Raw genomic sequence first — 24,370 nt, 5'->3', positions numbered from 1 at the left:
TCAGCCTTTCAAGGCAGGTGCATGGCGACAGTTCACCAGAAGTGTAGGGAAAACCCGACAGGCGCGAGAAGAAAAGGTGTATCCCGTTGTAGGACTTTGCCCAAGACGCCCGCCACAGGTAATTTTTCGCTCACTGAACGTTGACGAGGGAGCATGCTCCCTCGCGATATCAGGCGTGAACCGGCACCGGCAACGGCGCGGCCAGCAGGCGCTCATCCAGCAATCCGAGACCTTCCTGGAACAGCTGATTACTGCGCTCGGTGTCACCCAGCTGCGCAAGCAGGCGCGCCAGCTCGGCGCAGGCTTCCGGGTTGCGCTGCACGCGCAGACTGCTTTCCAGATAATCCCGTGCCTTGCCCCACAAGCTGGTTTGCAGGCAGAGCCGACCGAGGGTCAGTAACAGGCTCGGATCCGCCGGATGCTCCTTGAGCCAGCCTTCAGCGGCCTGCAACTGACGCGCCGGATCGCTGCCGCGCACCAGCCCATACTGACGCGCGAGATGGCTGTCGTACTTGCGCTTGAGGGCGCTGCGCAGGACTTCCTCGGCTTCCACCTGAGCACCCAGCTGACGCAGTTGTTCAGCGTATGCCAGCACCAGCGCCGGCTCCTGACGCTGCGCGGAAGTCAACTGCTCCCAGGCACGGGTGAGTGACTGCAGACCGACCTTGCCGTCTTCGTCGCGGTGTGCCGCCAGCGACAGGTTGTTACCCCAGGCGCGTCGTTCGAGTTCAGCCAGTTCGGCTGGCGGCAAAGCCTTGTCCTTGCGTAGTTCCGGCAACAGGCGAATCACCGCCGACCAGTCGCCGCGTTGCTGATGCAGACGCTGCAACTGTCGCAAGGTCTGCACGTTATGCGGATGCCGCTCGTGCATCGCCTGCAGGGTCACCAGGGCGCCGTCGGTGTCACCACGATCGGTCTGCAACTGCGCATGACTCAAGGCAATCGCCAACTCGGCCTGCGGCTGGCGCTCCAGCGCACGTTCAAGCAACTGATCGCACTCTTCGTACTTGCCTTGTTCGTTGGCCGCGCGTGCGGCGCCGAGGTAATACAACAGCGGCTGGCGCTCGGCCTCGGCGGCGCGAGACAGGTGACGTTGCGCGCTGGCCCAGCGACCCTCGGCCAGATCCAGCTGCCCGTGTTCGATGGCCACCTGTACCCGCCGGCTACGGTTACGGCGCGACCACGGATTGACCACGCCACTGGAGGCCATGACCAGCTCGACCAGGGCCTTGATGCCCCAGATCAGCAGCCACAACACTGCGATCAACGCCAGCGCCGCCCACAGGCTCGATTCATAGCGAAAGCTCTTGTAGGCAATCAGCACGTAACCGGAGTGCTCGGCAATCGCCAGGCCCAGCGCCGCTGTCGCCGCGATCACCAGAAACACGATCACATACAGGCGCTTCATGGCGTGGTCTCCTGCGCAGTGTTGGCGGCAGGTTTGGCGAACGGTTTGACCGATTCTTCAGCGTTGACGTTGCGGCGTTCCAGATAAGCCTGCACCGCGCTCAGCGTGCCGGTCAGGTCCGGGATCTTGACCGTGACCGGTTGCTGGCTCAGCTCGGCAACCTGTTCGAGCATGATTTTGCTCTGCGGATTATCCGGATTGAAATTGCCCTTGAGCACGTCCCGCGCCTCGGTCATTGCCTGGGTGTAGACCGGCGCCTGGCCATTGAGCGCAGCCCACTGCGCCTGCTCCAGCGCGAGACTCAGGGCCAGACGCACCTGGCTCAGACTTTGCCCGGCCAGCAGTGGCTTCACATTCTTGTCGGCATTGAAATCGATGCGGATGTAGCGCGACACTTGATCCCACCACTGCGCCCAGCGACTGGCACCATCGCCATCAGCAGTCAGGCCCAGCAGTGACTCGCCACGATCCTTGTACTCCGGCGCCAGCTCGGTCAGTTCGATGACCTGATCACGCAAGGCACCGATGCGCAGGAACAGGCCGGTGCGATCCGGCTGCTCGGTGCTGCGCAGGGCGACAAGGGTTTTCGCCACTTGCTCGCGGGCGGCGAAGGAGCCGGGATCGTTCTGTTCACGCAGAATTTCGTCGGCGCCCTGCACCAGCGCCTGAGCGCTGCTGATGTCCTGCAAGGCCGAAAGACGCAGACTCGCCAGACGCAGCAGATGCTCGGCCTCGGCCAGACGCCAGTCCTTGCGACTGGCGCCGAGAACGGTTTCCAGACGCTGGTTGAGGCGCTGCTGATCCCCCTGCAGTTGCGTCACCAGACGCTGACGCTCGGCGAGTTCATCGGCACCAGGCAGTTGCGCGAGGCGCTCGGTCAGGCGCTGTTCGTTGAGCTTGAGGCTCTGCGCCTGATCGTTCAGCGCCTGTACCTGTCCTGACTGTTGTGCGGTGTTGCTCTGCAGGTGACGCACCTGCCAGACACCCCAGCCACCGATCGCTACGCCGGCAGCGCCGAGCAACAGGGCGACAATGGCCAGTCCGTTGCCTCGGCGCGGCTCTTTGGCCGGCGGTGGAGTTTCAACCTGGGCATCAATCACAGGCTGGACATCATCTTTAGGCAAGGCTGTTTCGCTCACGTATCCATCCTTTGCATTAGAGAACGGGCACGGGATGCTCCCGTAACGCCGTCAGCAAAGCCGCGGCACTCGCGCCGCGGCAATCCACAACTGTTCGGGCCCCGGCGGCATGTGCCAGCTCGGCGACCCTCGGGCTTGGAACAAACAACGGCAGCTGCGCAATCGCAGGCCAGGCATCGCCAGCCATCTGGCGCAGGTGCTCGAAACCCTGTCCACTGCTGACCACCAGCCCGTTCAAGCGTTCCGCAGCAATCCGTCGCGGCAGCTCTTGCGGTGGGTAAGCCGGCAGGTCACGCCGATACAACTCCAGATACTCGACACTAGCACCAAGCGCGCGCAGGCGCTCGGCGAGCAGCTCGCGACCACCCTCGCCACGCAGGATCAACACCTGCGCGCCGGGCCCGGTGACCGCCTCGCGCAGACGCGACAATTGCAGCAGGGCTTCACTGTCATCGCCGTCGGCGGGAAAGTGTACGTCGAGACCGTGATCGCGAAGAATCTGCGCAGTCGCCGCACCGACGCTGAACCACGGCATCGACAGCGACTGAAGCCCATGAGCGTCCAGCAGATCAAGCGCAATCCGCGCCGCCGGTTTGCTGACCACAATGACCGCGCTGCAACCCGGCAGCTGCGCCAGCGCCTGACGTTTCTTGTCAGAGACCGGCAGCGGCGCTATGTCCAGAAGCGGCAGGCAACTGCTGAAAATCCCCTGCCCGGCCAACACCTCGGCCAGCGCCGCGCAGTCATCCGCAGGGCGCGTCAGCAGCAGGCGCCAGCCAGTCACTCGTGACCTGCCTCGCCATACACCGCTTTGAGAATGTCGTCGGCGCCCTGGCTGAGCAGGTCTTCGGCGACTCGCACACCCAACGCCTGGGCATCGCCACGAGGCGCACGCGCTTCGGCGCTGAGCAGCTTGCCACCGCTCGGCTCGCCCACCAGACCACGCAACCACAACTGCTCACCCTCAAGCACGGCGTAGCAGGCAATCGGCACCTGGCAGCCACCATTCAGATGTTTGTTGAGGGCACGTTCAGCGGTCACACGCGAAGCGGTGTCGGCGTGATGCAACGGTGCGAGCAAGGCGTGGATTGGCGTGTCGGCGCTGCGGCATTCGATACCGACGGCGCCCTGGCCACCGGCCGGCAGGCTGTCGTCGACGCTGATGGCCGAGGTGATGCGATCTTCGAAACCGAGACGGATCAGGCCGGCTGCCGCGAGGATGATCGCGTCGTACTCGCCGGCATCGAGTTTGGCCAGGCGAGTATTGACGTTGCCGCGCAGGAAGCGGATTTCCAGATCAGGACGACGGGTCAGCAACTGCGCCTGTCGCCGCAGGCTGGAGGTGCCAACGATGGCGCCGGCAGGCAGCGCATCCAGGCTTTGATAGGTATTGGAAACGAAGGCATCACGCGGGTCTTCGCGTTCGCAAATGCAGAACAGACCAAGGCCTTCGGGGAAGTCCATCGGAACGTCTTTCATCGAGTGCACGGCGATGTCGGCTTCGTTTTCCAACAGCGCGGTTTCCAGTTCCTTGACGAACAGGCCCTTGCCGCCGATTTTCGACAGCGGCGAGTCGAGCAGCTTGTCGCCGCGACTGACCATGGGCACCAGCGTCACCAGCAGACCCGGATGGGCCGCTTCCAGGCGGGCTTTGACGTATTCGGCCTGCCAGAGGGCCAGCGCACTTTTACGGGTGGCGATGCGGATTTCGCGAGAGGACATGGATCAATCCGTACTGAATAGATACGGCGGATAATAACAGCTCAGCCAAATCCACTTTGACTTGAATCAGAAACGGCGTGGCCTCCCTGGCCTGCAATGCCCGGCAGAAGAACGTGAAACCGTGCGCGAAGACCGGGTCAGAGGCCCTGCATCATCTTGCGCACACCGGCCACATGCCGACGGCTGACGATCAGCGCATCACCATTGAGGCCTTTGAGGAATAGCTGGAAATGCCCCAGCGGTGTGCGTTGCAGACGCTCGATGCGGTCGCGGGCGACCAGCGCGTTGCGGTGGATACGCACGAAACGCTCGCCGAATTCGTCTTCGAGGGCTTTCAACGGCTCATCCAGCAGCACCTCGCCGCTTTCATGGCGCAAGGTCACGTATTTGTGATCGGCAATGAAATAGACCACCTGATCCAGCGGGATCAGCTCGATGCCTTTTCGGGTCCGGGCACTGATATGACTGCGCGGGCCGTTACCGCTTTCGGCGGCGGGACGGGTCAGGGCCGAGAGCTGGGCCCGGTTGGGACGTTCAGCCCGTTTCAGGGCGTCATGCAGATGTTCGGTTCGCACGGGTTTCACCACATAGCCCACGGCGCTGGCCTGCAGGGCTTCCACGGCAAATTCATCGGGGCCGGTGCAAAACACCACGGCCGGCGGCGTTTCGCGTTCGCACAGACGGGCAGCAACCTGCAGGCCATCGAGGCCCGGCATGCGGATATCGAGCAGCACGATATCCGGCTTGTGGCTGTCGATCAGCGCCAACGCCTCTTCGCCATTCGTGGCGCTGGGCTCCAGGACTGTATAACCCTCGAGCTCGCTTACCATTCGGCTTAGGCGCTCGCGAGCCAGTGGTTCGTCATCAACGATCAGGACATTCATATTGCGCTGGATTCCTGCGTGAGTCTCGCACAAGGATAGCGTAGACAGGTGAAGTGACGTCCGTCACCGCGATCCACGCTAAGACTAGCCCGAGCGCCAAAAAGTGCCGTACGTCGGCCACCAATATTTGCCAGTGTCCGGGTCGTACCGCTCAAAGCCCGCTGTTTCCTGCGTTTTTCACGGGGTATGCCAAAGGACAAAACCACCCACCCCCTCTTCTTATAGTCGGCATCAAGACCTTTGCGCGATCCGCAGTCGCGCCGACCCTTATGTCCAACTGTAGACGCTTGCCGGGCCGATATTGCTCAATCGAAAAATATCCTTGCGCAACCCCCCCGCAGACAGCGCCGACTATGAATGAGCAGATGAGAAAAAAACGTATCGACCGGTGTCAGCGACAGGATTGGCAACCCTGTTATTATCCGCTTCAGCGTTTCACGCCTTCTTTCTTCAAGCCGATACGAGCGAATTCATGAGCACTGACAAGACCAATCAGTCCTGGGGCGGCCGCTTCAGTGAACCCGTCGACGCCTTCGTCGCCCGCTTCACCGCCTCCGTCACTTTCGACCAGCGCCTGTATCGCCACGACATCATGGGCTCGATCGCCCACGCCACCATGCTGGCCAAGGTCGGCGTGCTGACCGATGCCGAGCGCGACAGCATCATCGACGGCCTGAAAACCATTCAGGGCGAAATCGAGGCCGGCCAGTTCGACTGGCGCGTCGACCTCGAAGACGTGCACATGAACATCGAAGCGCGCCTGACCGATCGCATCGGCATCACCGGCAAGAAACTGCACACCGGGCGCAGCCGCAACGACCAGGTCGCCACCGACATCCGTCTGTGGCTGCGTGACGAAATCGACCTGATCCTGGCCGAGATCACCCGCCTGCAAAAAGGCCTGCTGGAGCAGGCCGAGCGCGAAGCCGCGAGCATCATGCCCGGCTTCACTCACCTGCAAACTGCTCAGCCAGTGACCTTCGGCCACCACATGCTGGCGTGGTTCGAAATGCTCAGCCGCGACTACGAGCGTCTGGTCGACTGCCGCAAGCGCACCAACCGCATGCCACTGGGCAGCGCCGCGCTGGCCGGCACCACCTACCCGATCGAACGCGAATACACCGCACAACTGCTGGGCTTCGACGCCGTCGGCGGCAACTCGCTGGACAACGTTTCCGATCGCGACTTCGCCATCGAATTCTGCTCGGCCGCGAGCATCGCGATGATGCACTTGTCGCGCTTCTCCGAAGAGCTGGTGCTGTGGACCAGCGCGCAGTTCCAGTTCATCGATCTGCCGGACCGCTTCTGCACCGGCAGCTCGATCATGCCGCAAAAGAAAAACCCGGACGTGCCGGAGCTGGTACGCGGCAAGACCGGTCGCGTTTTCGGCGCACTGATGGGCCTGCTGACCCTGATGAAAGGCCAGCCTCTGGCCTACAACAAGGACAACCAGGAAGACAAGGAACCGCTGTTCGACGCCGCCGACACCCTGCGCGATTCGCTGCGCGCCTTTGCCGACATGATTCCGGCGATCAAGCCAAAGCACGCGATCATGCGTGAAGCGGCCCTGCGCGGTTTCTCCACCGCGACCGACCTGGCGGACTACCTGGTACGCCGTGGCCTGCCGTTCCGTGACTGCCACGAAATCGTCGGTCATGCGGTGAAGTACGGCGTGGACACTGGCAAGGATCTGGCCGAGATGAGCCTGGAAGAACTGCGCCAGTTCAGCGACCAGATCGAGCAGGACGTGTTTGCCGTGCTGACCCTGGAAGGCTCGGTGAACGCCCGTGACCACATCGGCGGGACTGCGCCGGCGCAGGTCAAGGCAGCGGTGGTTCGCGGTCAGGCCCTGATCGCCAGCCGCTAAGGTCAAAAGCTTCGCGAGCAAGCTCGCTCCCACATTTGGATTCTTGTTAAACACAAAATTTGTGGCCGACAAAATCCCTGTGGGAGCGAGCTTGCTCGCGAAGGCTTCCTTCAGAGCGCTATAAAATTCATTTTTTGGCAGCGATCATCGCCAAAAACGCCGGCATCGCCGCCTCTTTGTCCGCTGCAATCTTCTGCACATGTGGATTCTGCTCAAGCCGCTCCAGCAGCGCCTTGGCTTTCGGCATCTCTGCCAGCAAGTCGATCCCGAACAGCTTCTGCCCGACCGCACAGGCCAGCGGCACGCTGTACAGGAAGTACAGATCCGCGATGCTCAGGCTGTCGCCCGCCACGTACGGGGCGAATCTGCCGTGGCGACCCAGTGCCGCGAAACCCAGCAGCAATTCGGCCTTGGTTTTCTCCTTGATCGCCTCCGGTACAGGCGAGCCAAAGAACGCTTCGCCATAACAGGCGCGGCCCGGCAGCTCGATGTACAACTCGATTTCCTTGGCAATCGCCAATACCTGCGCGCGCTCGAATGGATCGCTCGGCAGCAGCGGTGTGCCTTTCTGGGTCTGTTCGAGGTATTCGAGGATGATCGCGGTTTCGTTGATGAACCCCGCGTCGACGCCCAGCACCGGCACTTTGCCGCGCGGGCTGATCGCCAGCGATTCCGGGGTCGGCGTCGGGTAGAAGGTGACCTCTTCGAACGCCAGGCCCTTTTCCAGCAGCGCGAGTTTGACCATGTTGTAGTAGTTGCTGACAGCGAATCCGTAGAGCTTGAACATCACATAGCCTCCAGGCCGTGCGGGGTGGGCAGTCACTGTTTATAGATCGCCCGCCACGATCCTGCCAGCAGCATCACGCCGCTGAATGCGGGTAAACTGGCGCCTTTCCTTGAGGAGCCTGCCATGAGCGAGCCGACAGACATCGACAACGACGAAGAAGAGTTCACCGAGGCGACGTTGATCGAAGCCATCGAGAACCAGATCGAAAGCGACAACCCGCCAGCGGCCAAGGCGACCTTCAACAAGCTGACGCTGGTGGGCGTCGAGCGTGAAGAGATCCTTAATCTGATGGCGCACGTGCTGGCCTATGAGATTGACGCCATGCTCGACGAAGACCGCGCGTTCGATACGGAGTGGTATGAAACCGCACTGCGTGCGTTGCCCGAGTTGCCGCCGGAAAAGCAGTAACGCAAATTTTCCAGACTAGACTCTGTGGCGAGGGAGCTTGCTCCCGCTCGGCTGCGCAGCAGTCGTCAAGATTTTGGGGCCGCTACGCGCCCCAACGGGAGCAAGCTCCCTCGCCACAGACAGCATTTCAAGGCAAAAGCCTGTTTCCGGCACTGGACATGCCGCCAAAGCGGGTTCACCTTAGGGGCGCTGTCGTCCAATTCCTAGAAAGTCTGGAGTCCTTATGTCGCTTACCCCTGAGTTGGTTGCCGAACTGGAAGTCCTCGCACTCTTCAACCTGGACAGTTCCCAGGAAGGTTTGAAAATTCATCAGACCGCTGCCCCGAAACATATCGCCGCCGCCAAACGCCTCTTCGAGAAAGAACTCACCGACCAGCCTGATGGCGGGTACCTGACCAGCCTGGGTCGCGATGCCGCGCAAAATGTGCAAACCGTGCTGACCATTCTGAGAGAGCAGGCAACCGCCTGATTTTTCCCGTCTTTGCCCACGGGAACTCCTGCCACGGGATTTCCGCGGGCCCACTTGGCACCCCCGCTAAAAATCTGACGTCAAAAAACAAATTCAGCTTAAAAGTCCCGCTACGCAAAGGCTAAACTGCCTCCCATTCCGAGACCTTATTCGTCCGGCCTGCGAGCCGGTTTGAGCTGACATGACGCGCACCCACGAAATCCGCCCCGACCTGGATGAAGGCATCGACCGCAAGGTACTCAGCCAACTGCGTGCGCGTTTTCTCAAGCTCAATGAAGGTCGGCTCGGCCGGGCACTTGAAGGCTTGTCGACCCGCCAGCAAGGTGTATTGACCCTGCTGCCACTGTTCTTCCACGTCAATCACCCGCTGCTGCCGGGTTATGTTTCCGGCAGCACGCCAGCCGGGCTGTCCAATTACGAACCGGACGCCAATGCGCTGGCCGAAGCGCAGCGCCTGACCCGCTCGTTCTCCTATAAGCCACGCCACGGCAGCAACCCGCCACGGCCGATTCACGGTTTGTTCCTGATGGGCAGCCTTGGCACCCTGGCTCAGGCCGATCAGAGCGACATGGACGTGTGGGTCTGCCATGCGCCAGACCTGACGGACAGCGAACTTGCGGAACTGAGCAAGAAATGTCAGCTGCTCGAGGCCTGGGCCGCGACCCAAGGCGCCGAGGCGCATTTCTTTCTGATCGACCCGGTGCGCTTCGTCAAAGGCGAACGCGACACCCAGCTCAGCTCCGAAAACTGCGGCAGCACGCAACACTATCTGCTGCTGGATGAGTTTTATCGCACCGCGATCTGGCTGGCCGGGCGTACGCCGATCTGGTGGCTGGTGCCGGTCTACGAAGAACGCGCTTACGACCTGTACACCCACACCTTGTTGTCCAAGCGCTTCATTCGAGCCGACGAGACGCTTGATCTCGGGCATCTGGCGACGATTCCGCCGGGCGAGTTCATCGGCGCCGGCCTGTGGCAGTTGTTCAAGGGCATCGAGTCGCCCTACAAGTCGGTGCTCAAGCTGTTGCTGACCGAGGTCTACGCCAGCGAACACCCGAACGTGCAGTGCCTGAGCCTGCGCTACAAGCAGGCCGTGTTCGCCAATCAGCTGGATCTGGATGAGCTGGATCCGTACATGGTCGTGTACCGACGCATCGAGGAATACCTCAGCGCCCGCAACGAGCCGGAACGTCTGGAGCTTGTGCGTCGCGCGCTGTACCTCAAGGTCAACCGCAAGCTCACCGGCAACAGCCGCAGCCAGAGCTGGCAGCGCTCGTTGCTGGAACGCCTGGCGCACGAATGGCATTGGGATCAGCGGCAACTGGCCTTGCTCGACAGCCGCAGCCAGTGGAAAGTCCGTCAGGTCAGTGCCGAACGCCGCGCCTTGGTCAATGAGCTGAACTACAGCTATCGCTTCCTGACCCAGTTCGCCCGCAGCGAACAGACCGTCAGCCTGATCAACAAGCGCGACCTGAATGTGCTCGGTCGTCGCCTGTACGCCGCGTTCGAGCGCAAGGCCGACAAGGTCGAATTCATCAATCCTGGCATCGCCCCGGATCTGGCCGAAGACACCCTGACCCTGGTGCAATCGCCGAACAAAAAAGAGCCCGGGCAAACCCAGTGGGGTTTGTACAACGGCAGCCTCAACGCGCTGGAGTGGGAGCACTTCGCGCCGATCAAGCGCAGCCGCGAATTGCTTGAACTCCTGACCTGGTGCCACCGCAACGGCGTGATCGACAGCAGCACCCGACTGGCGCTGCACCCCGGCACCAGCGACATGAGCGAGTTCGAGTTGTTCAACTTGCTCGGCAGCCTGCAGCAGTGCATCGCCCTGCCCCTGCCGACCGTCGCCGAAGAACCGCTGCTGCGCGCCGCCGTGCCGAGCGAAGTGCTGATGCTGGTCAACGTTGGCGTCGATCCGCTCAAGCATCACCGCGACCTGAATATCCTGATGACCACCGAGCGTACTGACTCGCTGAGTTACGCCGGGGTGCGCGAAAACCTCGTGCTGACCCTCGATCAGGTCACGCTCAACAGCTGGAACGAGGTGCTGGTCAACCGTTTTGACGGCCCCCACGCACTGCTCGACTGCCTGCGCGACTACCTCAACAATCTGCCGCGCGGCCCGCAGCAGCCGTCATTGAAAGTGCGCTGCTTCTGCCACAACCGCGCACAGTTCATTGCCCGCCGTGTCGAAGAAATCGTCGACACGGCGCAGAACCTGCTGCTCAGCGAGTTGAACCATCGCTACCTGATTCAGGTACAACAGCACTATCACGTGCTGGAGCTGGTGCCGGGCCAGGTCAACCATGTCGCTCTCGCCACCCTGCCAGCGCTGCTCGATTATCTGGGCGAAGAACAGCCGCGCTACAGCCCGCTGCACCTGGACCCGATGGCGCTGGAGGATCACGACCTCGCGTTGATCCTGCCGATGGGTCAGCCGGAATCGATTCAGGTGTTCTACCGGATCAGCGAACAACAGGCCGAGCTGTACGTGCTGGATGAGTTCAACGCGCTGTGGCAACAGCATCTGCCGTATCACGATGAACTGAGCCTGCTGGTGCCGCTGCAGCGCTTCCTGCAATCGATCCAGTACCGACGTGAAGCGCTGTTGCCGATGGACGGCAGCCCGGCGGTCAGCCTCGACACCTTGTATTACCAGTTATTGCCTTCAGGCCTTGGGCGCGCGCGCCGGGTCGAAGCACGGCCGGCGCCGCAGACACCGGTCAACAAACCGTTCTACGACGTGCAGGCGATCGTCGGCAAAGCGGCACCGGGCGAGGTGCAAGTCACCTTGTATTGCAATCAACGAGAATTCAGCGAGCTGGAACATGGCGATCAGCTGTTCCACGTGGTCGCCCGGGAAATCGTCGAGCAGCGCCGCGAGACCGAGCGCTATCGCTGCTACATCACCGACCTGGACCTCTCGGGCCTGCTCGGTGATGGTCAGAGTTCAAGCAATTTGTATCTGCGCTACAAGGCCGACCTGGAGCGCGCCCTGAACGAGGCGCTCGAACAGGTCTGAGGCGGGGTCACTCGCGGAATTCACCGCCGTTGGCCGGCTGCGATTCGACTTCCAGCAACGTCAGTTTCAGGGTCTTGCCGCCGGGCGCCGGCCAGTCGATGTGCTGACCGACCTTCAGGCCCAGCAGCGCGCTGCCGACCGGTGCGAGGATCGAGATCTTGCCTTCATCGGCGTTGGCATCCTTGGGATAGACCAGCGTCAGGTGATAGTCCTTGCCACTGCCTTCTTCGCGGCAGTGCACGCGGGAATTCATCGTCACGACATCGGCGGGCACTTCATCGTGGCCGACCAGCGTATCGGCGCGATCCAGTTCGGTTTGCAGCGCGATCACGCCCGGCGCAGCCTGGTCTTTCTCGTTCAGGTTGTCGATCAAGCGCTCCAGACGTTGCACGTCCAGACGGGTAAGGGTGATGGAAGGTGCGGTCATGATCCGGGCAGACTCCTTTCTTCTGCACACAAAAAAAGCAAAACCCCGCCAAAAAAGACGGGGTTTTCACCAGGCCTCGATGGGTTGAGGCGTGTTCGGACACTATCACAGCTCAAAAAATATACAAGTCACCGCCCGGCAAACCCCACTCAGCCCTGAGGGAAACTTTGTGGTGAGGGGATTTATCCCCGATGGGTCGCGCAGCGACCCCAAGCTTTTGAGCCTGCTGCGCAGTCTGTCGGGGATAAATCCCCTCACCACAGGGTTGAGTCAGGCCACGGATCTGCGAGCAGCGGCCTGCGCAACGATCACCCGGCGCCGCTCATCATCGGCCGACCGCCATTCACGAATGTCTTCGACATGCCGCGCACAACCGAGGCAGACCTTCTGCTCATCCAGCCGGCACACGCCGGTGCACGGCGACGGCACGGCCGGGCTGACGTTGCTGTAGAGCGGTTTCGGGGGACGCGGGGCAACCTCGGTCACGATCAGATCTCTTCGAAATCCAGCTCGAGGCCGGCCTGGTCCTGGACACAACGAGCCAGCACTTCACCGAGCAACTCTTCGGACTTCTCGCAGCTCCACTTGCCCGACTCTTCGTCGTAGTCGAAATGGAACCCACCGGAACGCGCCGCCAGCCACAGCTGACGCAGCGGCTCCTGGCGGCTGATGATCAGCTGGCTGCCGTTATCGAACTTGATGGTCATCATGCCGGCGGTGATCTCGATATCGTCGGCATGATCCTCCAGCAACTCTTCCAACGCCTGCTGGGTGGCATCGACCAGATCGTGGAAACGCGCTTCGGACAAACTCATTGTGGCAACCTCAAAAAATGTCTGATCAGGCTCAAGCGCCGCAAGATACGGACGCTGCCGGCCGATTGCAAAGGATAACGACCAAGGGCCCGCCGGCACATCAACACCGAACCCTGTGGGAGCGAGCTTGCTCCGGGCGGCGATCCGACGAAGGCGGAGTGTCTGGCAGCAAACATATCGAATGTGCCGGCCTCTTCGCGAGCAAGCTCGCTCCCACAGGAATTACCTGTATCCACCCAGTATCCAGACAGCCCCGCCGGACGGGAACCCCCTCGCATAGGCAAGCTGCCGGGTGGCCGGTATACTCCGGCGCAATTAACGCATTTTCAAGGATTTCGCCATGAAGCGCCTGATCTCTTCCCTTGCTGCGCTCGTCGCGGTTGCCTGCCTCGTTTCGGCCTGTGGTCAAAAAGGCCCGCTGTACCTGCCGGATGACGATCAGGACCCGGCCGAGCAAGCCCAGTCTTCGCAGAAGCAGCCGTCCAAAGCACACAAGCACGACGTTTACCAATAAGGGATCGCCATGGACGCTTTTAACTACCGTGGCGGGGAGCTGTTCGCGGAAGGTGTGGCGCTGTCCGCCATCGCCGACCGCTTCGGCACGCCCACCTATGTTTATTCGCGCGCACACATCGAAGCCCAGTATCTGGCCTACGCCGATGCCCTGGCCGGCATGCCGCACCTGGTCTGCTACGCCGTCAAGGCCAACTCCAACCTCGGCGTGCTGAATGTTCTGGCCCGTCTCGGCGCCGGTTTCGATATCGTTTCCCGTGGCGAACTGGAACGTGTACTGGCCGCTGGCGGCAGCGCCGACAAGATCGTGTTCTCCGGCGTCGGCAAGACCCGTGACGACATGCGTCGCGCGCTGGAAGTCGGCGTGCACTGCTTCAACGTCGAATCCACCGACGAGCTGGAGCGCCTGCAAGTGGTGGCTGCCGAGCTGGGTGTTCGCGCCCCGGTCTCGCTGCGCGTCAATCCGGACGTCGATGCCGGCACCCATCCGTACATTTCCACCGGTCTCAAAGAGAACAAGTTCGGCATCGCCATTGCCGACGCCGAAGACGTGTACGTGCGTGCCGCGCACCTGCCGAACCTGGAAGTGATCGGTGTCGACTGCCACATCGGCTCGCAACTGACCACCCTGCCGCCGTTCCTCGATGCCCTCGACCGTCTGCTGGATCTGGTCGACCGCCTCGGCGATTGCGGTATCCACCTGCGCCACATCGATCTCGGTGGTGGCCTGGGCGTGCGTTATCGCGATGAAGAGCCGCCACTGGCCGGCGACTACATCAAGGCTGTGCGTGAGCGTCTGAACGGGCGTGACCTGGCGCTGGTGTTCGAACCGGGCCGCTTCATCGTCGCCAACGCCGGCGTACTGCTGACCCAGGTCGAGTACCTCAAGCACACCGAACACAAGGATTTCGCCATCGTCGACGCGGCGATGAACGACCTGATCCGCCCGGCGCTGTACCAGGCCTGGATGGACGTCACCGCGGTCAAGCCGCGTGACAGCGCCGCACGCCAGTACGACGTGGTTGGCCCGATCTGCGAAACCGGCGACTTCCTCGCCAAGGATCGTGAGCTGGCGCTGGAAGAAGGTGACCTGCTGGCCGTGCATTCGGCCGGTGCCTACGGCTTCGTGATGAGCTCCAACTACAACACCCGTGGCCGTGCCGCTGAAGTGTTGGTAGACGGTGATCAGGTTTTTGAAGTGCGCCGCCGCGAAACCGTGGCCGAGCTGTTTGCCGGCGAAAGCCTGCTGCCGGAGTAACCCATGCTGCTGCGTTTTACCAAAATGCACGGCCTGGGCAATGACTTCATGGTTCTCGACCTGGTCAGCCAGCACGCGCATATTCAGCCCAAGCACGCCAAGCAATGGGGCGACCGGCACACCGGTATCGGTTTCGACCAGTTGCTGATTGTCGAAGCGCCGAGCAACCCGGACGTGGATTTCCGTTACCGGATCTTCAACTCCGATGGCTCGGAAGTGGAACAGTGCGGCAACGGTGCACGCTGCTTCGCCCGCTTCGTTCTGGACAAGCGCCTGACCGCCAAGCGGCAGATTCGCGTCGAGACCAAGGGCGGCATCATCGAGCTGGACGTGCGTAACGACGGCCAGATCGGGGTGAACATGGGCGCGCCGCGTCTGGTGCCGGCGGACATTCCGTTCGACGCGCCGGCGCAGGCCAGCAGCTATCAGCTGGAAGTCGACGGCACCACGGTCGAACTGGCCGCCGTGTCGATGGGCAACCCGCACGCCGTATTGCGCGTGCAGGACATCAACAACGCACCGGTGCATGAACTGGGGCCGAAAATCGAACACCATCCGCGCTTCCCGGCGCGGGTCAACGTCGGTTTCATCCAGGTCATCGACCGCAACCGCGCGCAGTTGCGTGTCTGGGAACGCGGCGCCGGGGAAACCCAGGCCTGCGGCACCGGCGCTTGCGCCGCGGCTGTCGCGGCCATCAGCCAGGGGTGGATGGATTCGCCGCTGTTGATCGACCTGCCCGGCGGGCGTCTGTCCATTGAATGGGCAGGCCCTGGCCAACCGGTGCTGATGACCGGCCCGGCAGTGCGTGTATACGAAGGACAAGTGCGTCTTTGAGTGAGCAGAAGCCATGACCGATAAGCCTCAGGTACCCGCCCGACAGTCCGACGAATCAGCGTCCGAGAGCCTGGAGGCGGCAGCGGTTGCCGCATACCTGGAGGCTCATCCGGACTTCTTCGTCGAGCACGAAGAACTGCTGCCTGCCATGCGCATTCCCCACCAGCGCGGTGACACCGTTTCGCTGGTCGAGCGGCAGATGAGCATCCTGCGCGACCGCAACATCGAGATGCGTCATCGCCTCTCGCAGTTGATGGACGTCGCCCGCGACAACGACCGGCTGTTCGACAAGACCCGCCGCCTGATCCTGTCGCTGATGGACGCGGCCAGTCTGGAAGACGTGGTGATCAGCGTCGAAGACAGCCTGCGCCAGGACTTTCAGGTGCCCTTTGTCAGCCTCATCCTGCTCGGCGACAACCCGGTACCGGTTGGCCGCTGGGTGACTCATGCCGACGCGCAAACCGCGATCGGCGGTCTGCTCACCGAAGGCAAGAGCGTCAGCGGCACTCTGCGAGAACATGAGCTGGACTTCCTGTTCGGCGAAGAACAGCGCAAGCAGATCGGCTCCACCGCGGTAGTCGCGGTCAGCCATCAAGGCATCCACGGCATTCTGGCGATCGCCAGCCGTGATCCGCAGCACTACAAGAGTTCGGTCGGTACGCTGTTCCTCAGCTACATCGCCGAGGTCATGGGCCGCGTGCTGCCACGGGTCAACAGCTCCCTGCGCTCGGTACGCTGAACATGGAACGACAACTGGACGCTTACTGCGAACACCTGCGCAGTGAGCGACAGGTGTCGCCGCACACCCTGTCGGCTTATCGCCGCGACCTCGATAAAGTGCTCGGCTGGTGCCTCAAGCAGAACATCGGCAGTTGGGCGGCGCTGGATATTCAGCGCCTGCGCAGCCTGATCGCTCGCCTGCATGCGCAGGGCCAATCCTCTCGCAGCCTTGCCCGATTGCTTTCGGCGGTGCGCGGGCTCTATCACTATCTGAATCGCGAAGGCCTGTGCGACCACGACCCGGCGACCGGTCTGGCGCCGCCGAAAGGCGAACGGCGCTTGCCGAAAACCCTCGACACCGACCGTGCGTTGCAACTGCTGGAAGGTGCGGTCGAGGACGATTTTCTGGCGCGGCGCGATCAAGCGATTCTCGAACTGTTCTATTCCTCAGGCCTGCGCCTGTCCGAGCTGACCGGGCTAAACCTCGATCAGCTGGATCTGGCCGACGGCATGGTTCAGGTGCTCGGCAAGGGCAGCAAGACCCGTCTGCTGCCGGTCGGCAAAAAGGCGCGCGAAGCGCTGGAACAGTGGCTGCCGCTGCGGGCCATGACCAACCCGGCCGACGATGCCGTGTTCGTCAGCCAGCAAGGTCGGCGCCTCGGCCCACGGGCGATTCAGGTGCGGGTGAAACTGGCCGGCGAGCGCGAGCTGGGGCAGAACCTGCACCCGCACATGCTGCGGCACTCTTTCGCCAGCCACTTGCTGGAGTCCTCGCAGGACCTGCGCGCGGTGCAGGAATTGCTCGGCCACTCGGACATCAAGACCACGCAGATCTACACCCACCTGGACTTCCAGCACCTGGCGGCGGTCTACGACAGCGCCCACCCACGGGCCAAACGCAGCAAAGGCGACGATTCATGAACATCCAGTTGATCACCTTCGACCTCGACGACACCCTGTGGGACACCGCCCCGGTGATCGTCAGCGCCGAAGCGGTATTGCGCCAATGGCTGAGCGAACATGCACCGAACCTGGGTGCGGTGCCGGTGGAACACTTGTGGGCGATTCGCGAGCGGGTGCTGGCGAGCGAACCGGGCCTCAAGCATCGCATCAGCGCTTTGCGCCGACGGGTGTTGTTCCACGCACTGGAAGACGCTGGCTATGCCCATGGCGAAGCTTCCGAGCTGGCGGACAAGAGTTTTGAGGTGTTTTTGCATGCACGGCATCAGATCGAAGTGTTCCCGGAGGTCGAACCGACCCTGGAAATCCTCGCCAATCATTACGCCCTCGGCGTGGTCACCAACGGCAACGCCGACGTGCGCCGGTTGGGGCTGGCGGATTACTTCAAGTTTGCCTTGTGCGCTGAAGACATCGGTATCGCCAAACCGGACGCGCGTCTGTTTCAGGAGGCGTTGCAGCGTGGTGGCGTGAGTGCTGAAGCGGCCGTGCACATTGGTGATCATCCAGGCGATGACATTGCCGGGGCGCAGCAGGCGGGCATGCGCGCGATCTGGTTCAACCCGGCGGGCAAGGACTGGGAAGCCGAGCGACTGCCGGATGCGGAGATCCGCAGCCTGACCGATTTGCCAGCAGTGCTCGCCCGCTGGAATGCCACCTCCACCTGACGCAAAACCGGCTTCTTGTGGCGAGGGAGCTTGCTCCCGCTCGGCTGCGCAGCAGTCGTAAAACCAGCCAACACAATATTCCTGAAAAACTGCGCCTGCAGATTTTGGGGTCGCTTCGCGACCCAGCGGGAGCAAGCTCCCTCGCCACAATGTCGCAGTGAACGAGCGCTTTTGTTTCAGGCATGAAAAAGCCCGCAGCGACGGCGGGCTTTTTCAGCAAGCAGGTAGCACGCCTCAGATAGGGCGGCTGCCGTACTTGTTGTCCGGCTTCTTGGGCGGATCGGCGACCACGTTGGCCTCCACTTCCTGCACCTTGCCGCCGCGCGCAAGGAATTCTTCCATGGCCTTGGCCAGGGCGTCACGCTCCTTGTTCTTGGCTTCGATGCTCGGCAACTCGTCTACCGACACCGCAGCCTTGGCTTTGCCTTTGGCAGCCGGGGCCGGCGTATCGTCACCGCCATCGTCGTCAGCAACGTCTTCCGCTGCTGCTTCCAGGCCTTCCTCGGCCTCGTCTTCGTCGCCTACTTCGAGGTCGTCGTTTTCCAGATCATCGTCGCTCATGTTCTACCTCATGACTTGCGAAAAGCAGATTAGTTATAGACCAGCTTTGGCGACTGTCGAAAGTCGCCGGGAAAAAATCGGTAACCGCTGGTGACCAACGGTTTACGCCCCTTCACCGTGCAAGGTGGCGAGGACTTTACGGGCACCGCCATGATCACGGTGCTCGCCCAGATAAACGCCTTGCCAGGTTCCCAGTGCCAGGCGACCTGCCGAAACCGGCAGACTGATCTGGCAGCCAAGTACGCTGGCCTTGAAGTGCGCCGGGAGGTCGTCCAGGCCTTCGTCGTTATGCTCATAGCCGTCTGTTCCTTGTGGGATCAGACGATTGAAAAATCGTTCGAAGTCGCGACGGACCGCCGGATCGGCGTTCTCGTTGATGGTCAACGATGCCGAGGTATGCTGCAGCCACAAATGCAACAGACCGACCCGGCACGCCTTGAGTTCAGGCAGGCCGGCGAGTAACTCGTCCGTTACCAGATGAAAGCCCCGGGGCCGTGCCCGCAGGGTTATCAGAGTCTGTTGCCACATACAGTTCTCCGCACGTTCGGGGCGCATTCTAGCGCGCTCTGGGAAAAAACAAAGACCCTAATATTCCTGCAATGATGTAAGCGATTGGCCGCAGAAAAATGCCCGCCGTAAACACGACCAAAGCCGTACGAAAAATCCTTTCAGCCTTCCTTTCAATGACAAATTCCAGACAAAAAAATGCCCGGCGAACCGGGCAAGTTTTTTAATGCGCGTACTTACAGGTTGTAGCCGCGTTCGTTGTGTTGTGCCAGATCGAGACCCACCGACTCTTCTTCCTCAGTCACGCGCAGCCCCATCACGGCGTCCAGGACCTTGAGGATGATGAAGGTGACGATCGCGGTGTAGATCACCGTGAAGCCGACACCTTTGCACTGAATCCACACTTGAGCGGCGATGTCGGTGACGGTGCCGAAGCCACCCAGCGACGGTGCAGCGAATACACCGGTGAGGATCGCACCGAGGATACCGCCGATACCGTGTACGCCGAAGGCATCCAGGGAGTCGTCATAGCCAAGTTTGCGTTTCAGGGTGGTGGCACAGAAGAAGCACACCACGCCTGCCGCCAGACCGATCACCAGTGCGCCCATCGGGCCAACGGTGCCCGCAGCCGGAGTAATCGCCACCAGACCGGCAACCACACCCGAGGCGATGCCCAGAGCGCTTGGTTTGCCGTGAGTGATCCACTCCGCGAACATCCAGCCCAGAGCCGCTGCAGCGGTTGCAATCTGAGTGACCAGCATCGCCATGCCGGCAGTGCCGTTGGCGGCTGCGGCGGAACCGGCGTTGAAGCCGAACCAGCCGACCCACAGCATCGCCGCGCCCATCAGGGTGTAACCGAGGTTGTGCGGCGCCATCGGGGTGGTCGGGAAGCCTTTGCGCTTGCCCAGTACCAGGCACGCTACCAGACCGGCGATACCGGCGTTGATATGCACCACGGTGCCGCCCGCGAAGTCGAGTACGCCCCAGTCCCACAGCAGGCCGCCATTACCGGACCAGACCATGTGTGCGATCGGCGCATAGACGAGGGTGAACCAGACGCCCATGAAGATCAGCATCGCGGAAAATTTCATTCGCTCGGCGAACGCACCGACGATCAGTGCCGGGGTGATGATCGCGAAGGTCATCTGGAAGGTGATGAACACCGCCTCAGGAAACAGCGCCGCAGGGCCGGTAAGGCTCGAAGGCGTGACCCCGGCGAGGAATGCCTTGCCCATGCCGCCGAAGAACGAGTTGAAGTTGACGACGCCCTGCTCCATCCCGGTGGTATCGAACGCAATGCTGTAGCCATAAATGACCCACAGAACGCTGATCAGACCGGTAATGGCGAAGCACTGCATCATCACCGAAAGAATGTTTTTCGAGCGCACCATGCCGCCGTAGAACAGCGCCAGGCCTGGAATGGTCATGAACAGCACGAGGGCTGTGGACGTCAGCATCCAGGCGGTATCGCCGGAATTGAGGACTGGAGGCGCCACCGGATCTGCCGCCATGGCCAGGCCGGGCATTACGATGGACAACAGGGCGCCTAGCCCTGCGAATTTACGCAGAGTCATATTGTTTTCTCCTGGGGCGTTGGGTTTGTGGCGGCGTTTAGATCGCGTCGGTATCGGTTTCGCCGGTACGGATGCGGATCGCCTGTTCCAGATTGACCACGAAGATCTTGCCGTCACCGATCTTGCCGGTGTTGGCAGCCTTGGTTATCGCCTCGATAACCCGATCCAGATCCTTGTCGTCGATGGCAACGTCGATTTTCACCTTGGGCAGAAAATCGACCACATACTCCGCGCCGCGATACAGCTCGGTGTGACCCTTCTGCCGGCCGAAGCCTTTGACTTCAGTTACGGTAATGCCCTGCACGCCGATTTCGGACAGCGACTCGCGCACGTCGTCCAACTTGAACGGCTTGATGATGGCAGTGACTAGCTTCATGAAACTCTCTCCCGAATTGGTGGACTTGCCCCAGGAAAACAAACCCGACTCAAGTCTAAGCGCAGTGCCTGGCTTTGTAACGCATCGTCGGCCTTACCTGCCCGACTGACGCCAGCTAACCGCTGCCGACGAAACTCCCCGCTCCGTCTGCCGCACTGCATTCGTCACAGCGACTGCATCAGTGCATGGGTCACTACCGACTAAGCAGAAAGCTTGCCATCTCGCCAAATTCCTCTGATTTCAATCCCTTGGCAGCCGCCACAGGCGTTTGCCCGAAAAACGCCCGACGGTTACGCACAACAACGGTGCGCTGCCGTCCGTCCGCCTGCGCGAAAAGCGTGCATCCGTGCCTGCGTCAATGACTATAGACACTGCGTGATACACTGCCCGCCACTGTTTACAGGACACATTCCATGCTCGCGCCCAAAGACTTCCTCGACGCCCTGAGCGGCACCGCCTCCCGCCTGTTCAGCGGCGACACCCCGCTGCCGAAAGCCGAAATCGAAAGCCAGTTCAAGATGCTGCTGCAGAGTGCCTTCAGCAAACTCGATCTGGTCAGCCGTGAAGAGTTCGATAGTCAGATGGTTGTATTGGCGCGTACCCGTGCTCGCCTCGAAAGCCTTGAGGCCAAAGTCGCCGAGATGGAAGCCAAGCTGACGCCGCCCGCTGAATAATCCGCTTCCCCTGTAGGAGCTGCCGAAGGCTGCGATCTTTTGGTCTCCAGCCCTTCAAACATCCCGGCAACGTCCTACAACCTGCACCACCGCCGTCCGATTGCGCCGAAAAGCCCAGGTTTCTAAGCTCATCCGATGCTGAATGTTCAGCACCGGGTTTGGCGACCTGGATCGAATTTGACGCAATGCAACTAAACTCACAGAGAGGTCTTTTCTCTCAACGAGCTATGGCGGCTTTGCGTGGGAGACCTCAGGGTCTGCCGGTTTCGAATTCACCGGTTCGCCAACCCGCGCATAGCTGCCACCCTTTCGTTTGGCGACGAACAGAAGCAGTTTTCTTCACTTGAATTCGAGAACTGAACCATGGACGAAAACTATCTGACACCTAGCATCTTCACCCGCCACAAACTCCCCCTCCACGCCCTGCTCATCCAGAACCAGCCCTGGTTCTGCGCCCGAGACCTGAGCCGCCTGCTGCACATCTACCTCAACGAACGCATGCTGCGAAAACTCGACCCCGACCAATACCAGACCCGCAAAACCCTGATCCACAACCAGATCGAAAACACCCTGCTGATCAGCGAATCCGGCATCTACGCCCTCCTCGTCTACCACTACTGCCCCGAATACCGAGCGCTGCGCGAATGGCTCACCCACCAGGTCATCCCCACCCTACGCGACGCCCAACACCCCACCACAAGCGAACGCCCACACCTGAGCCTGCTCAGTTGGCCGGACATGACGTTGAGTTTGTTGCATTGGAATAATCAGCCGTGGATACGGTTACAAGATGTGCCGCTGATGATGGTGGAACGGGAACAGACCAAGCGCCCAATGACGGGGCCATGGTGGAAAAGGGCTTCGCGAATGCTGCAATCGCTATAAACCCGCATGCCGGAGCTGGGTCCTGCGCAAATCGTAAGTCGATTGCAGATTCATCCAGAACTCAGGCGTAGTGTTGAGATGAGTGGCAAGGCTGATTGCCAGATCGGCGCAGATCCTGAGCTGGCATTTCACAAGCTTTTCGATCTCGGTTTCAGGCCAGTTCGTGGGCATGGCCAGGTCCATGACAGTCATGCCCAACGGCTCCATGAATTCCTTATTCAAAACCTCGCCCGGATGAATCGGGCGCATACCATTGCGGTCCATTTTTCGCCTCCAGAGGCTGCATTGAGTGGCCAAACTGGAGCATCCGACTCCCGGATACAAGACCTTCATCCCCCTTCCGCCGGCGTCCTACAACTATTAGGGCATGGCCCTACAAACATCAGCGTCTGCGCCCAGTTACGCAGCCCTTACGCATGCATGTCATTACATTGGCAAACGAAATACGCCCATCAAGATGGAGGTATCTGTGAAGGATAAGAAGAGGAAGGAAAAGCTATTTCAGATTGTTGATTTTCACCTCGAAGCACTCCGTTTGGCTGGGGATATGTCAGCCAACCAACGGCGATTTATTGAAGTTGCTGTTACATGTGGGCCAGCGCTTGAGCCAAGCGGCGCGCTGGCTGGTAGAAGGTCGTGATTGAAAAATAAAAAAGGCGTCCATAGGACGCCTTTTTTGTGTTCAGAGGAGTAGTCGCAGCGATTCTTTAGCTCCCGACTTTACGGCCTTGGGTTCAGAATCCGACAGGCTAGCCCGTCGTCATTACTTCAGAGAAACCAGTTTTCTCTGCTGCCAAAAATGCGGGGGAGCTTTTACTGGTGCTCAGTCCCGACGAATGCGCAGTTGCAGTCCTCGAGCGTGAGGATCCTTCAGTACCGCTCAGGAGTCAAAGCTCATGTACGATCGAGAGCAGCGCAAAACCCTCATCCATGCCGGTATAAAGCATTGCCTCTCCGCCCTCTCACACCCTGAACTGGCCATCTCCAACTTCCTTCACTAACGCAAGCCCAGTCCTACGAGGACCGTCCCCTACGTCTGATTACGTAAGCATCAATGCCTTCGATATCGTCTGCATATTGATCCCGACAGAACAAGACGATGCGAAGAAAAGGCAAAGGTACCGAGCTTCGAAATCAGACACTCAAATCTGAATCGCGCAAACTTGCACATCAAACAATGTCCATGGACCCAGAAGCCCTGGCAGCTGGAGTTGATGCTCTATCACTCAGGATCGATCCGATAACTCCAGTAGCAATCAACGCGTTCCACCAGTGGACCGGCCCCGTTGGGTATCCCTGGGACGCTGTTTTGGACTGGAAGACCAAAGATGCAAAAGGGCTGGACTTGGCGTTCTGGTACGAAGAAGAACTGTGCGGACTGTGCTACGCAACGCCGCGAAGAAGCACGATCTGCATGAAAATCGTCCTTTTGCAGGGACACACCTGCAAGACAAATACCTTGCGGGGCTGGATCGCTCCGATGGCATTGCTGACAACAGAATTCTACGCCCGGAAGCTGGGGTGTACGCAAATCGAAGTACAAGAGCCAGACTCAGGCGCCATCCCTTACTATCAAACGCTGGGATTTTATTTTGATACAACCGGTCGCCTTGTCTTTCCATTGGACGACCAATAAGATCGAATCAAGCATCCCGGCACGTGAGGTGTTTATGAAGCAGAAGAAGCAGAAAACCCAACCGGCTCGGGCATCCAAACCGGGTACCGAGGCACTCGGATTGCCGGACAGAGTTTCAGCCAGTCAGCGGCATTTTCTGAAAGTGGCCGCGACCTATGGCAAGGAAATGGAGCCCGATGGCTGGCTCGCCGGTGGTGGAACCTGAGCACCGCAACAATGACCGCCTGACAGGCGGTTTTTTTATGCCTGATGATTA

The 24,370-nt window shown here is 60.8% G+C and carries 28 protein-coding genes and 1 pseudogene; 14 read left to right on the top strand and 15 right to left on the bottom strand.

Features of this window, described 5'->3' with window-relative positions:
- Positions 1-169: 169 nt before the first annotated feature.
- From PMI25_RS23415 to PMI25_RS30020, 6 genes and pseudogenes are all read right to left on the bottom strand, one after another.
- Positions 170-1,408 carry a heme biosynthesis protein HemY gene (locus tag PMI25_RS23415; RefSeq protein ID WP_007964521.1) on the bottom strand — a complete coding sequence of 413 codons (1,239 nt, stop codon included), beginning with the start codon at positions 1,406-1,408 and terminating at the stop codon, positions 170-172.
- On the bottom strand, positions 1,405-2,547 hold the full coding sequence (locus tag PMI25_RS23410; RefSeq protein WP_007964522.1) for a uroporphyrinogen-III C-methyltransferase: 1,143 nt from the start codon (positions 2,545-2,547) through the stop codon (positions 1,405-1,407). Before PMI25_RS23410 ends, PMI25_RS23415 begins: the two co-directional genes overlap by 4 nt.
- A gap of 16 nt (positions 2,548-2,563) precedes the next feature.
- Positions 2,564-3,331 carry a uroporphyrinogen-III synthase gene (locus PMI25_RS23405; protein WP_007964523.1) on the bottom strand — a complete coding sequence of 256 codons (768 nt, stop codon included), beginning with the start codon at positions 3,329-3,331 and terminating at the stop codon, positions 2,564-2,566.
- Complete coding sequence (gene hemC, locus PMI25_RS23400; protein ID WP_007964524.1) at positions 3,328-4,269, bottom strand: hydroxymethylbilane synthase; 942 nt, start codon at positions 4,267-4,269, stop codon at positions 3,328-3,330. Before hemC ends, PMI25_RS23405 begins: the two co-directional genes overlap by 4 nt.
- A gap of 137 nt (positions 4,270-4,406) precedes the next feature.
- Positions 4,407-5,153: a LytR/AlgR family response regulator transcription factor gene (locus PMI25_RS23395; RefSeq protein ID WP_003229385.1), complete on the bottom strand. Its 747-nt coding sequence runs from the start codon at positions 5,151-5,153 to the stop codon at positions 4,407-4,409.
- Positions 5,150-5,302, bottom strand: a pseudogene (locus PMI25_RS30020) (sensor histidine kinase); the annotation flags it as partial. The gene PMI25_RS23395 and the pseudogene PMI25_RS30020, both read right to left, overlap by 4 nt.
- Positions 5,303-5,625: 323 nt before the next feature.
- Here PMI25_RS30020 and argH point away from each other — a divergent pair.
- A complete protein-coding gene (argH, locus tag PMI25_RS23390) occupies positions 5,626-7,020 on the top strand; it encodes an argininosuccinate lyase (protein ID WP_007964526.1) in 1,395 nt (464 codons plus the stop codon).
- A 127-nt stretch (positions 7,021-7,147) separates the two neighbouring features.
- On the opposite strand, the gene PMI25_RS23385 is transcribed toward argH, so the two are convergent.
- The gene (locus tag PMI25_RS23385) at positions 7,148-7,807 is read right to left on the bottom strand and encodes a glutathione S-transferase family protein (RefSeq protein WP_007964527.1); all 660 of its coding nucleotides are present in this window, start codon (positions 7,805-7,807) and stop codon (positions 7,148-7,150) included.
- 123 nt (positions 7,808-7,930) lie between these two features.
- Between PMI25_RS23385 and PMI25_RS23380 the strand changes: the two genes are divergently transcribed.
- From PMI25_RS23380 to PMI25_RS23370, 3 genes are all read left to right on the top strand, one after another.
- The gene (locus tag PMI25_RS23380) at positions 7,931-8,215 is read left to right on the top strand and encodes a hypothetical protein (protein WP_007964529.1); all 285 of its coding nucleotides are present in this window, start codon (positions 7,931-7,933) and stop codon (positions 8,213-8,215) included.
- A gap of 223 nt (positions 8,216-8,438) precedes the next feature.
- On the top strand, positions 8,439-8,684 hold the full coding sequence (locus PMI25_RS23375) for a TIGR02647 family protein (RefSeq protein WP_007964531.1): 246 nt from the start codon (positions 8,439-8,441) through the stop codon (positions 8,682-8,684).
- 181 nt (positions 8,685-8,865) lie between these two features.
- Positions 8,866-11,709 (top strand): class I adenylate cyclase, encoded by a 2,844-nt coding sequence (locus PMI25_RS23370; RefSeq protein WP_007964533.1) that lies wholly within the window; start codon positions 8,866-8,868, stop codon positions 11,707-11,709.
- A gap of 7 nt (positions 11,710-11,716) precedes the next feature.
- Here PMI25_RS23370 and rnk read toward each other — a convergent pair whose 3' ends face one another.
- From rnk to cyaY, 3 genes are all read right to left on the bottom strand, one after another.
- Positions 11,717-12,136, bottom strand: coding sequence for a nucleoside diphosphate kinase regulator (rnk, locus tag PMI25_RS23365; RefSeq protein WP_003229397.1), 420 nt, complete (start codon positions 12,134-12,136; stop codon positions 11,717-11,719).
- A gap of 270 nt (positions 12,137-12,406) precedes the next feature.
- Positions 12,407-12,622 carry a DUF1289 domain-containing protein gene (locus PMI25_RS23360; RefSeq protein WP_045122173.1) on the bottom strand — a complete coding sequence of 72 codons (216 nt, stop codon included), beginning with the start codon at positions 12,620-12,622 and terminating at the stop codon, positions 12,407-12,409.
- Positions 12,623-12,624: 2 nt separating this feature from the next.
- Positions 12,625-12,951, bottom strand: a complete 327-nt coding sequence (gene cyaY, locus PMI25_RS23355; RefSeq protein WP_007964535.1) for an iron donor protein CyaY — start codon at positions 12,949-12,951, stop codon at positions 12,625-12,627.
- 340 nt (positions 12,952-13,291) lie between these two features.
- Here cyaY and lptM point away from each other — a divergent pair, with 340 nt between their 5' ends.
- The 6 genes from lptM to PMI25_RS23325 are packed head-to-tail and all read left to right on the top strand — an operon-like array spanning position 13,292 to position 17,901.
- A complete protein-coding gene (gene lptM, locus PMI25_RS28300) occupies positions 13,292-13,465 on the top strand; it encodes an LPS translocon maturation chaperone LptM (protein WP_007911098.1) in 174 nt (57 codons plus the stop codon).
- A 9-nt stretch (positions 13,466-13,474) separates the two neighbouring features.
- Positions 13,475-14,722: a diaminopimelate decarboxylase gene (lysA, locus tag PMI25_RS23345; protein ID WP_007964537.1), complete on the top strand. Its 1,248-nt coding sequence runs from the start codon at positions 13,475-13,477 to the stop codon at positions 14,720-14,722.
- A 3-nt stretch (positions 14,723-14,725) separates the two neighbouring features.
- The gene (gene dapF, locus PMI25_RS23340; protein ID WP_007964539.1) at positions 14,726-15,556 is read left to right on the top strand and encodes a diaminopimelate epimerase; all 831 of its coding nucleotides are present in this window, start codon (positions 14,726-14,728) and stop codon (positions 15,554-15,556) included.
- Positions 15,557-15,569: 13 nt separating this feature from the next.
- Complete coding sequence (locus tag PMI25_RS23335) at positions 15,570-16,295, top strand: DUF484 family protein (RefSeq protein WP_007964542.1); 726 nt, start codon at positions 15,570-15,572, stop codon at positions 16,293-16,295.
- 2 nt (positions 16,296-16,297) lie between these two features.
- Entirely contained in the window at positions 16,298-17,197 is a 900-nt protein-coding gene (xerC, locus tag PMI25_RS23330; RefSeq protein ID WP_003229409.1) for a tyrosine recombinase XerC, read from the top strand.
- Positions 17,194-17,901, top strand: coding sequence for an HAD family hydrolase (locus PMI25_RS23325; RefSeq protein WP_007964545.1), 708 nt, complete (start codon positions 17,194-17,196; stop codon positions 17,899-17,901). The genes xerC and PMI25_RS23325 overlap by 4 nt, the downstream gene beginning before the upstream one ends.
- 234 nt (positions 17,902-18,135) lie before the next feature.
- On the opposite strand, the gene sutA is transcribed toward PMI25_RS23325, so the two are convergent.
- From sutA to glnK, 4 genes are all read right to left on the bottom strand, one after another.
- Entirely contained in the window at positions 18,136-18,462 is a 327-nt protein-coding gene (gene sutA / locus PMI25_RS23320; RefSeq protein ID WP_007964546.1) for a transcriptional regulator SutA, read from the bottom strand.
- Positions 18,463-18,564: 102 nt separating this feature from the next.
- Complete coding sequence (locus tag PMI25_RS23315; protein ID WP_003229414.1) at positions 18,565-18,990, bottom strand: secondary thiamine-phosphate synthase enzyme YjbQ; 426 nt, start codon at positions 18,988-18,990, stop codon at positions 18,565-18,567.
- Between the two features lie 215 nt (positions 18,991-19,205).
- A complete protein-coding gene (locus tag PMI25_RS23310) occupies positions 19,206-20,543 on the bottom strand; it encodes an ammonium transporter (protein WP_007964548.1) in 1,338 nt (445 codons plus the stop codon).
- Between the two features lie 37 nt (positions 20,544-20,580).
- On the bottom strand, positions 20,581-20,919 hold the full coding sequence (gene glnK / locus PMI25_RS23305) for a P-II family nitrogen regulator (protein WP_002555808.1): 339 nt from the start codon (positions 20,917-20,919) through the stop codon (positions 20,581-20,583).
- 413 nt (positions 20,920-21,332) lie between these two features.
- Here glnK and PMI25_RS23300 point away from each other — a divergent pair, with 413 nt between their 5' ends.
- Positions 21,333-21,593, top strand: coding sequence for an accessory factor UbiK family protein (locus PMI25_RS23300; RefSeq protein WP_007920416.1), 261 nt, complete (start codon positions 21,333-21,335; stop codon positions 21,591-21,593).
- A gap of 363 nt (positions 21,594-21,956) precedes the next feature.
- Positions 21,957-22,478 carry a BRO-N domain-containing protein gene (locus tag PMI25_RS23295; RefSeq protein WP_007964551.1) on the top strand — a complete coding sequence of 174 codons (522 nt, stop codon included), beginning with the start codon at positions 21,957-21,959 and terminating at the stop codon, positions 22,476-22,478.
- On the opposite strand, the gene PMI25_RS23290 is transcribed toward PMI25_RS23295, so the two are convergent.
- A complete protein-coding gene (locus PMI25_RS23290) occupies positions 22,473-22,742 on the bottom strand; it encodes a HigA family addiction module antitoxin (RefSeq protein ID WP_007964553.1) in 270 nt (89 codons plus the stop codon). The genes PMI25_RS23295 and PMI25_RS23290 overlap by 6 nt on opposite strands.
- Positions 22,743-23,577: 835 nt before the next feature.
- Here PMI25_RS23290 and PMI25_RS23285 point away from each other — a divergent pair.
- Complete coding sequence (locus PMI25_RS23285; protein WP_007964557.1) at positions 23,578-24,114, top strand: hypothetical protein; 537 nt, start codon at positions 23,578-23,580, stop codon at positions 24,112-24,114.
- A gap of 34 nt (positions 24,115-24,148) precedes the next feature.
- Entirely contained in the window at positions 24,149-24,319 is a 171-nt protein-coding gene (locus PMI25_RS29515) for a hypothetical protein (RefSeq protein ID WP_007964559.1), read from the top strand.
- The last annotated feature ends 51 nt before the right edge of the window (positions 24,320-24,370 follow it).

The sequence above is a fragment of the Pseudomonas sp. GM30 genome, assembly GCF_000282275.2.
GTDB lineage: Bacteria > Pseudomonadota > Gammaproteobacteria > Pseudomonadales > Pseudomonadaceae > Aquipseudomonas.
This window is presented reverse-complemented; position numbering and strand designations above follow the sequence as displayed.

What these genes read in the sequence shown, in the direction of transcription:
- PMI25_RS23395 (WP_003229385.1), bottom strand. Translation starts at nt 5,153, where the DNA reads ATGAATGTCCTGATCGTTGATGACGAACCACTGGCTCGCGAGCGCCTA.
- PMI25_RS23315 (WP_003229414.1), bottom strand. Translation starts at nt 18,990, where the DNA reads ATGTGGCAACAGACTCTGATAACCCTGCGGGCACGGCCCCGGGGCTTT.
- PMI25_RS23380 (WP_007964529.1), top strand. Translation starts at nt 7,931, where the DNA reads ATGAGCGAGCCGACAGACATCGACAACGACGAAGAAGAGTTCACCGAG.
- PMI25_RS29515 (WP_007964559.1), top strand. Translation starts at nt 24,149, where the DNA reads ATGAAGCAGAAGAAGCAGAAAACCCAACCGGCTCGGGCATCCAAACCG.
- PMI25_RS23385 (WP_007964527.1), bottom strand. Translation starts at nt 7,807, where the DNA reads ATGTTCAAGCTCTACGGATTCGCTGTCAGCAACTACTACAACATGGTC.
- sutA (WP_007964546.1), bottom strand. Translation starts at nt 18,462, where the DNA reads ATGAGCGACGATGATCTGGAAAACGACGACCTCGAAGTAGGCGACGAA.
- glnK (WP_002555808.1), bottom strand. Translation starts at nt 20,919, where the DNA reads ATGAAGCTAGTCACTGCCATCATCAAGCCGTTCAAGTTGGACGACGTG.
- lysA (WP_007964537.1), top strand. Translation starts at nt 13,475, where the DNA reads ATGGACGCTTTTAACTACCGTGGCGGGGAGCTGTTCGCGGAAGGTGTG.
- PMI25_RS23300 (WP_007920416.1), top strand. Translation starts at nt 21,333, where the DNA reads ATGCTCGCGCCCAAAGACTTCCTCGACGCCCTGAGCGGCACCGCCTCC.
- PMI25_RS23310 (WP_007964548.1), bottom strand. Translation starts at nt 20,543, where the DNA reads ATGACTCTGCGTAAATTCGCAGGGCTAGGCGCCCTGTTGTCCATCGTA.
- PMI25_RS23295 (WP_007964551.1), top strand. Translation starts at nt 21,957, where the DNA reads ATGGACGAAAACTATCTGACACCTAGCATCTTCACCCGCCACAAACTC.
- PMI25_RS23375 (WP_007964531.1), top strand. Translation starts at nt 8,439, where the DNA reads ATGTCGCTTACCCCTGAGTTGGTTGCCGAACTGGAAGTCCTCGCACTC.
- xerC (WP_003229409.1), top strand. Translation starts at nt 16,298, where the DNA reads ATGGAACGACAACTGGACGCTTACTGCGAACACCTGCGCAGTGAGCGA.
- cyaY (WP_007964535.1), bottom strand. Translation starts at nt 12,951, where the DNA reads ATGAGTTTGTCCGAAGCGCGTTTCCACGATCTGGTCGATGCCACCCAG.
- PMI25_RS23285 (WP_007964557.1), top strand. Translation starts at nt 23,578, where the DNA reads ATGCGAAGAAAAGGCAAAGGTACCGAGCTTCGAAATCAGACACTCAAA.
- PMI25_RS23290 (WP_007964553.1), bottom strand. Translation starts at nt 22,742, where the DNA reads ATGGACCGCAATGGTATGCGCCCGATTCATCCGGGCGAGGTTTTGAAT.
- PMI25_RS23325 (WP_007964545.1), top strand. Translation starts at nt 17,194, where the DNA reads ATGAACATCCAGTTGATCACCTTCGACCTCGACGACACCCTGTGGGAC.
- PMI25_RS23335 (WP_007964542.1), top strand. Translation starts at nt 15,570, where the DNA reads ATGACCGATAAGCCTCAGGTACCCGCCCGACAGTCCGACGAATCAGCG.
- PMI25_RS23370 (WP_007964533.1), top strand. Translation starts at nt 8,866, where the DNA reads ATGACGCGCACCCACGAAATCCGCCCCGACCTGGATGAAGGCATCGAC.
- rnk (WP_003229397.1), bottom strand. Translation starts at nt 12,136, where the DNA reads ATGACCGCACCTTCCATCACCCTTACCCGTCTGGACGTGCAACGTCTG.
- PMI25_RS23415 (WP_007964521.1), bottom strand. Translation starts at nt 1,408, where the DNA reads ATGAAGCGCCTGTATGTGATCGTGTTTCTGGTGATCGCGGCGACAGCG.
- hemC (WP_007964524.1), bottom strand. Translation starts at nt 4,269, where the DNA reads ATGTCCTCTCGCGAAATCCGCATCGCCACCCGTAAAAGTGCGCTGGCC.
- lptM (WP_007911098.1), top strand. Translation starts at nt 13,292, where the DNA reads ATGAAGCGCCTGATCTCTTCCCTTGCTGCGCTCGTCGCGGTTGCCTGC.
- dapF (WP_007964539.1), top strand. Translation starts at nt 14,726, where the DNA reads ATGCTGCTGCGTTTTACCAAAATGCACGGCCTGGGCAATGACTTCATG.
- argH (WP_007964526.1), top strand. Translation starts at nt 5,626, where the DNA reads ATGAGCACTGACAAGACCAATCAGTCCTGGGGCGGCCGCTTCAGTGAA.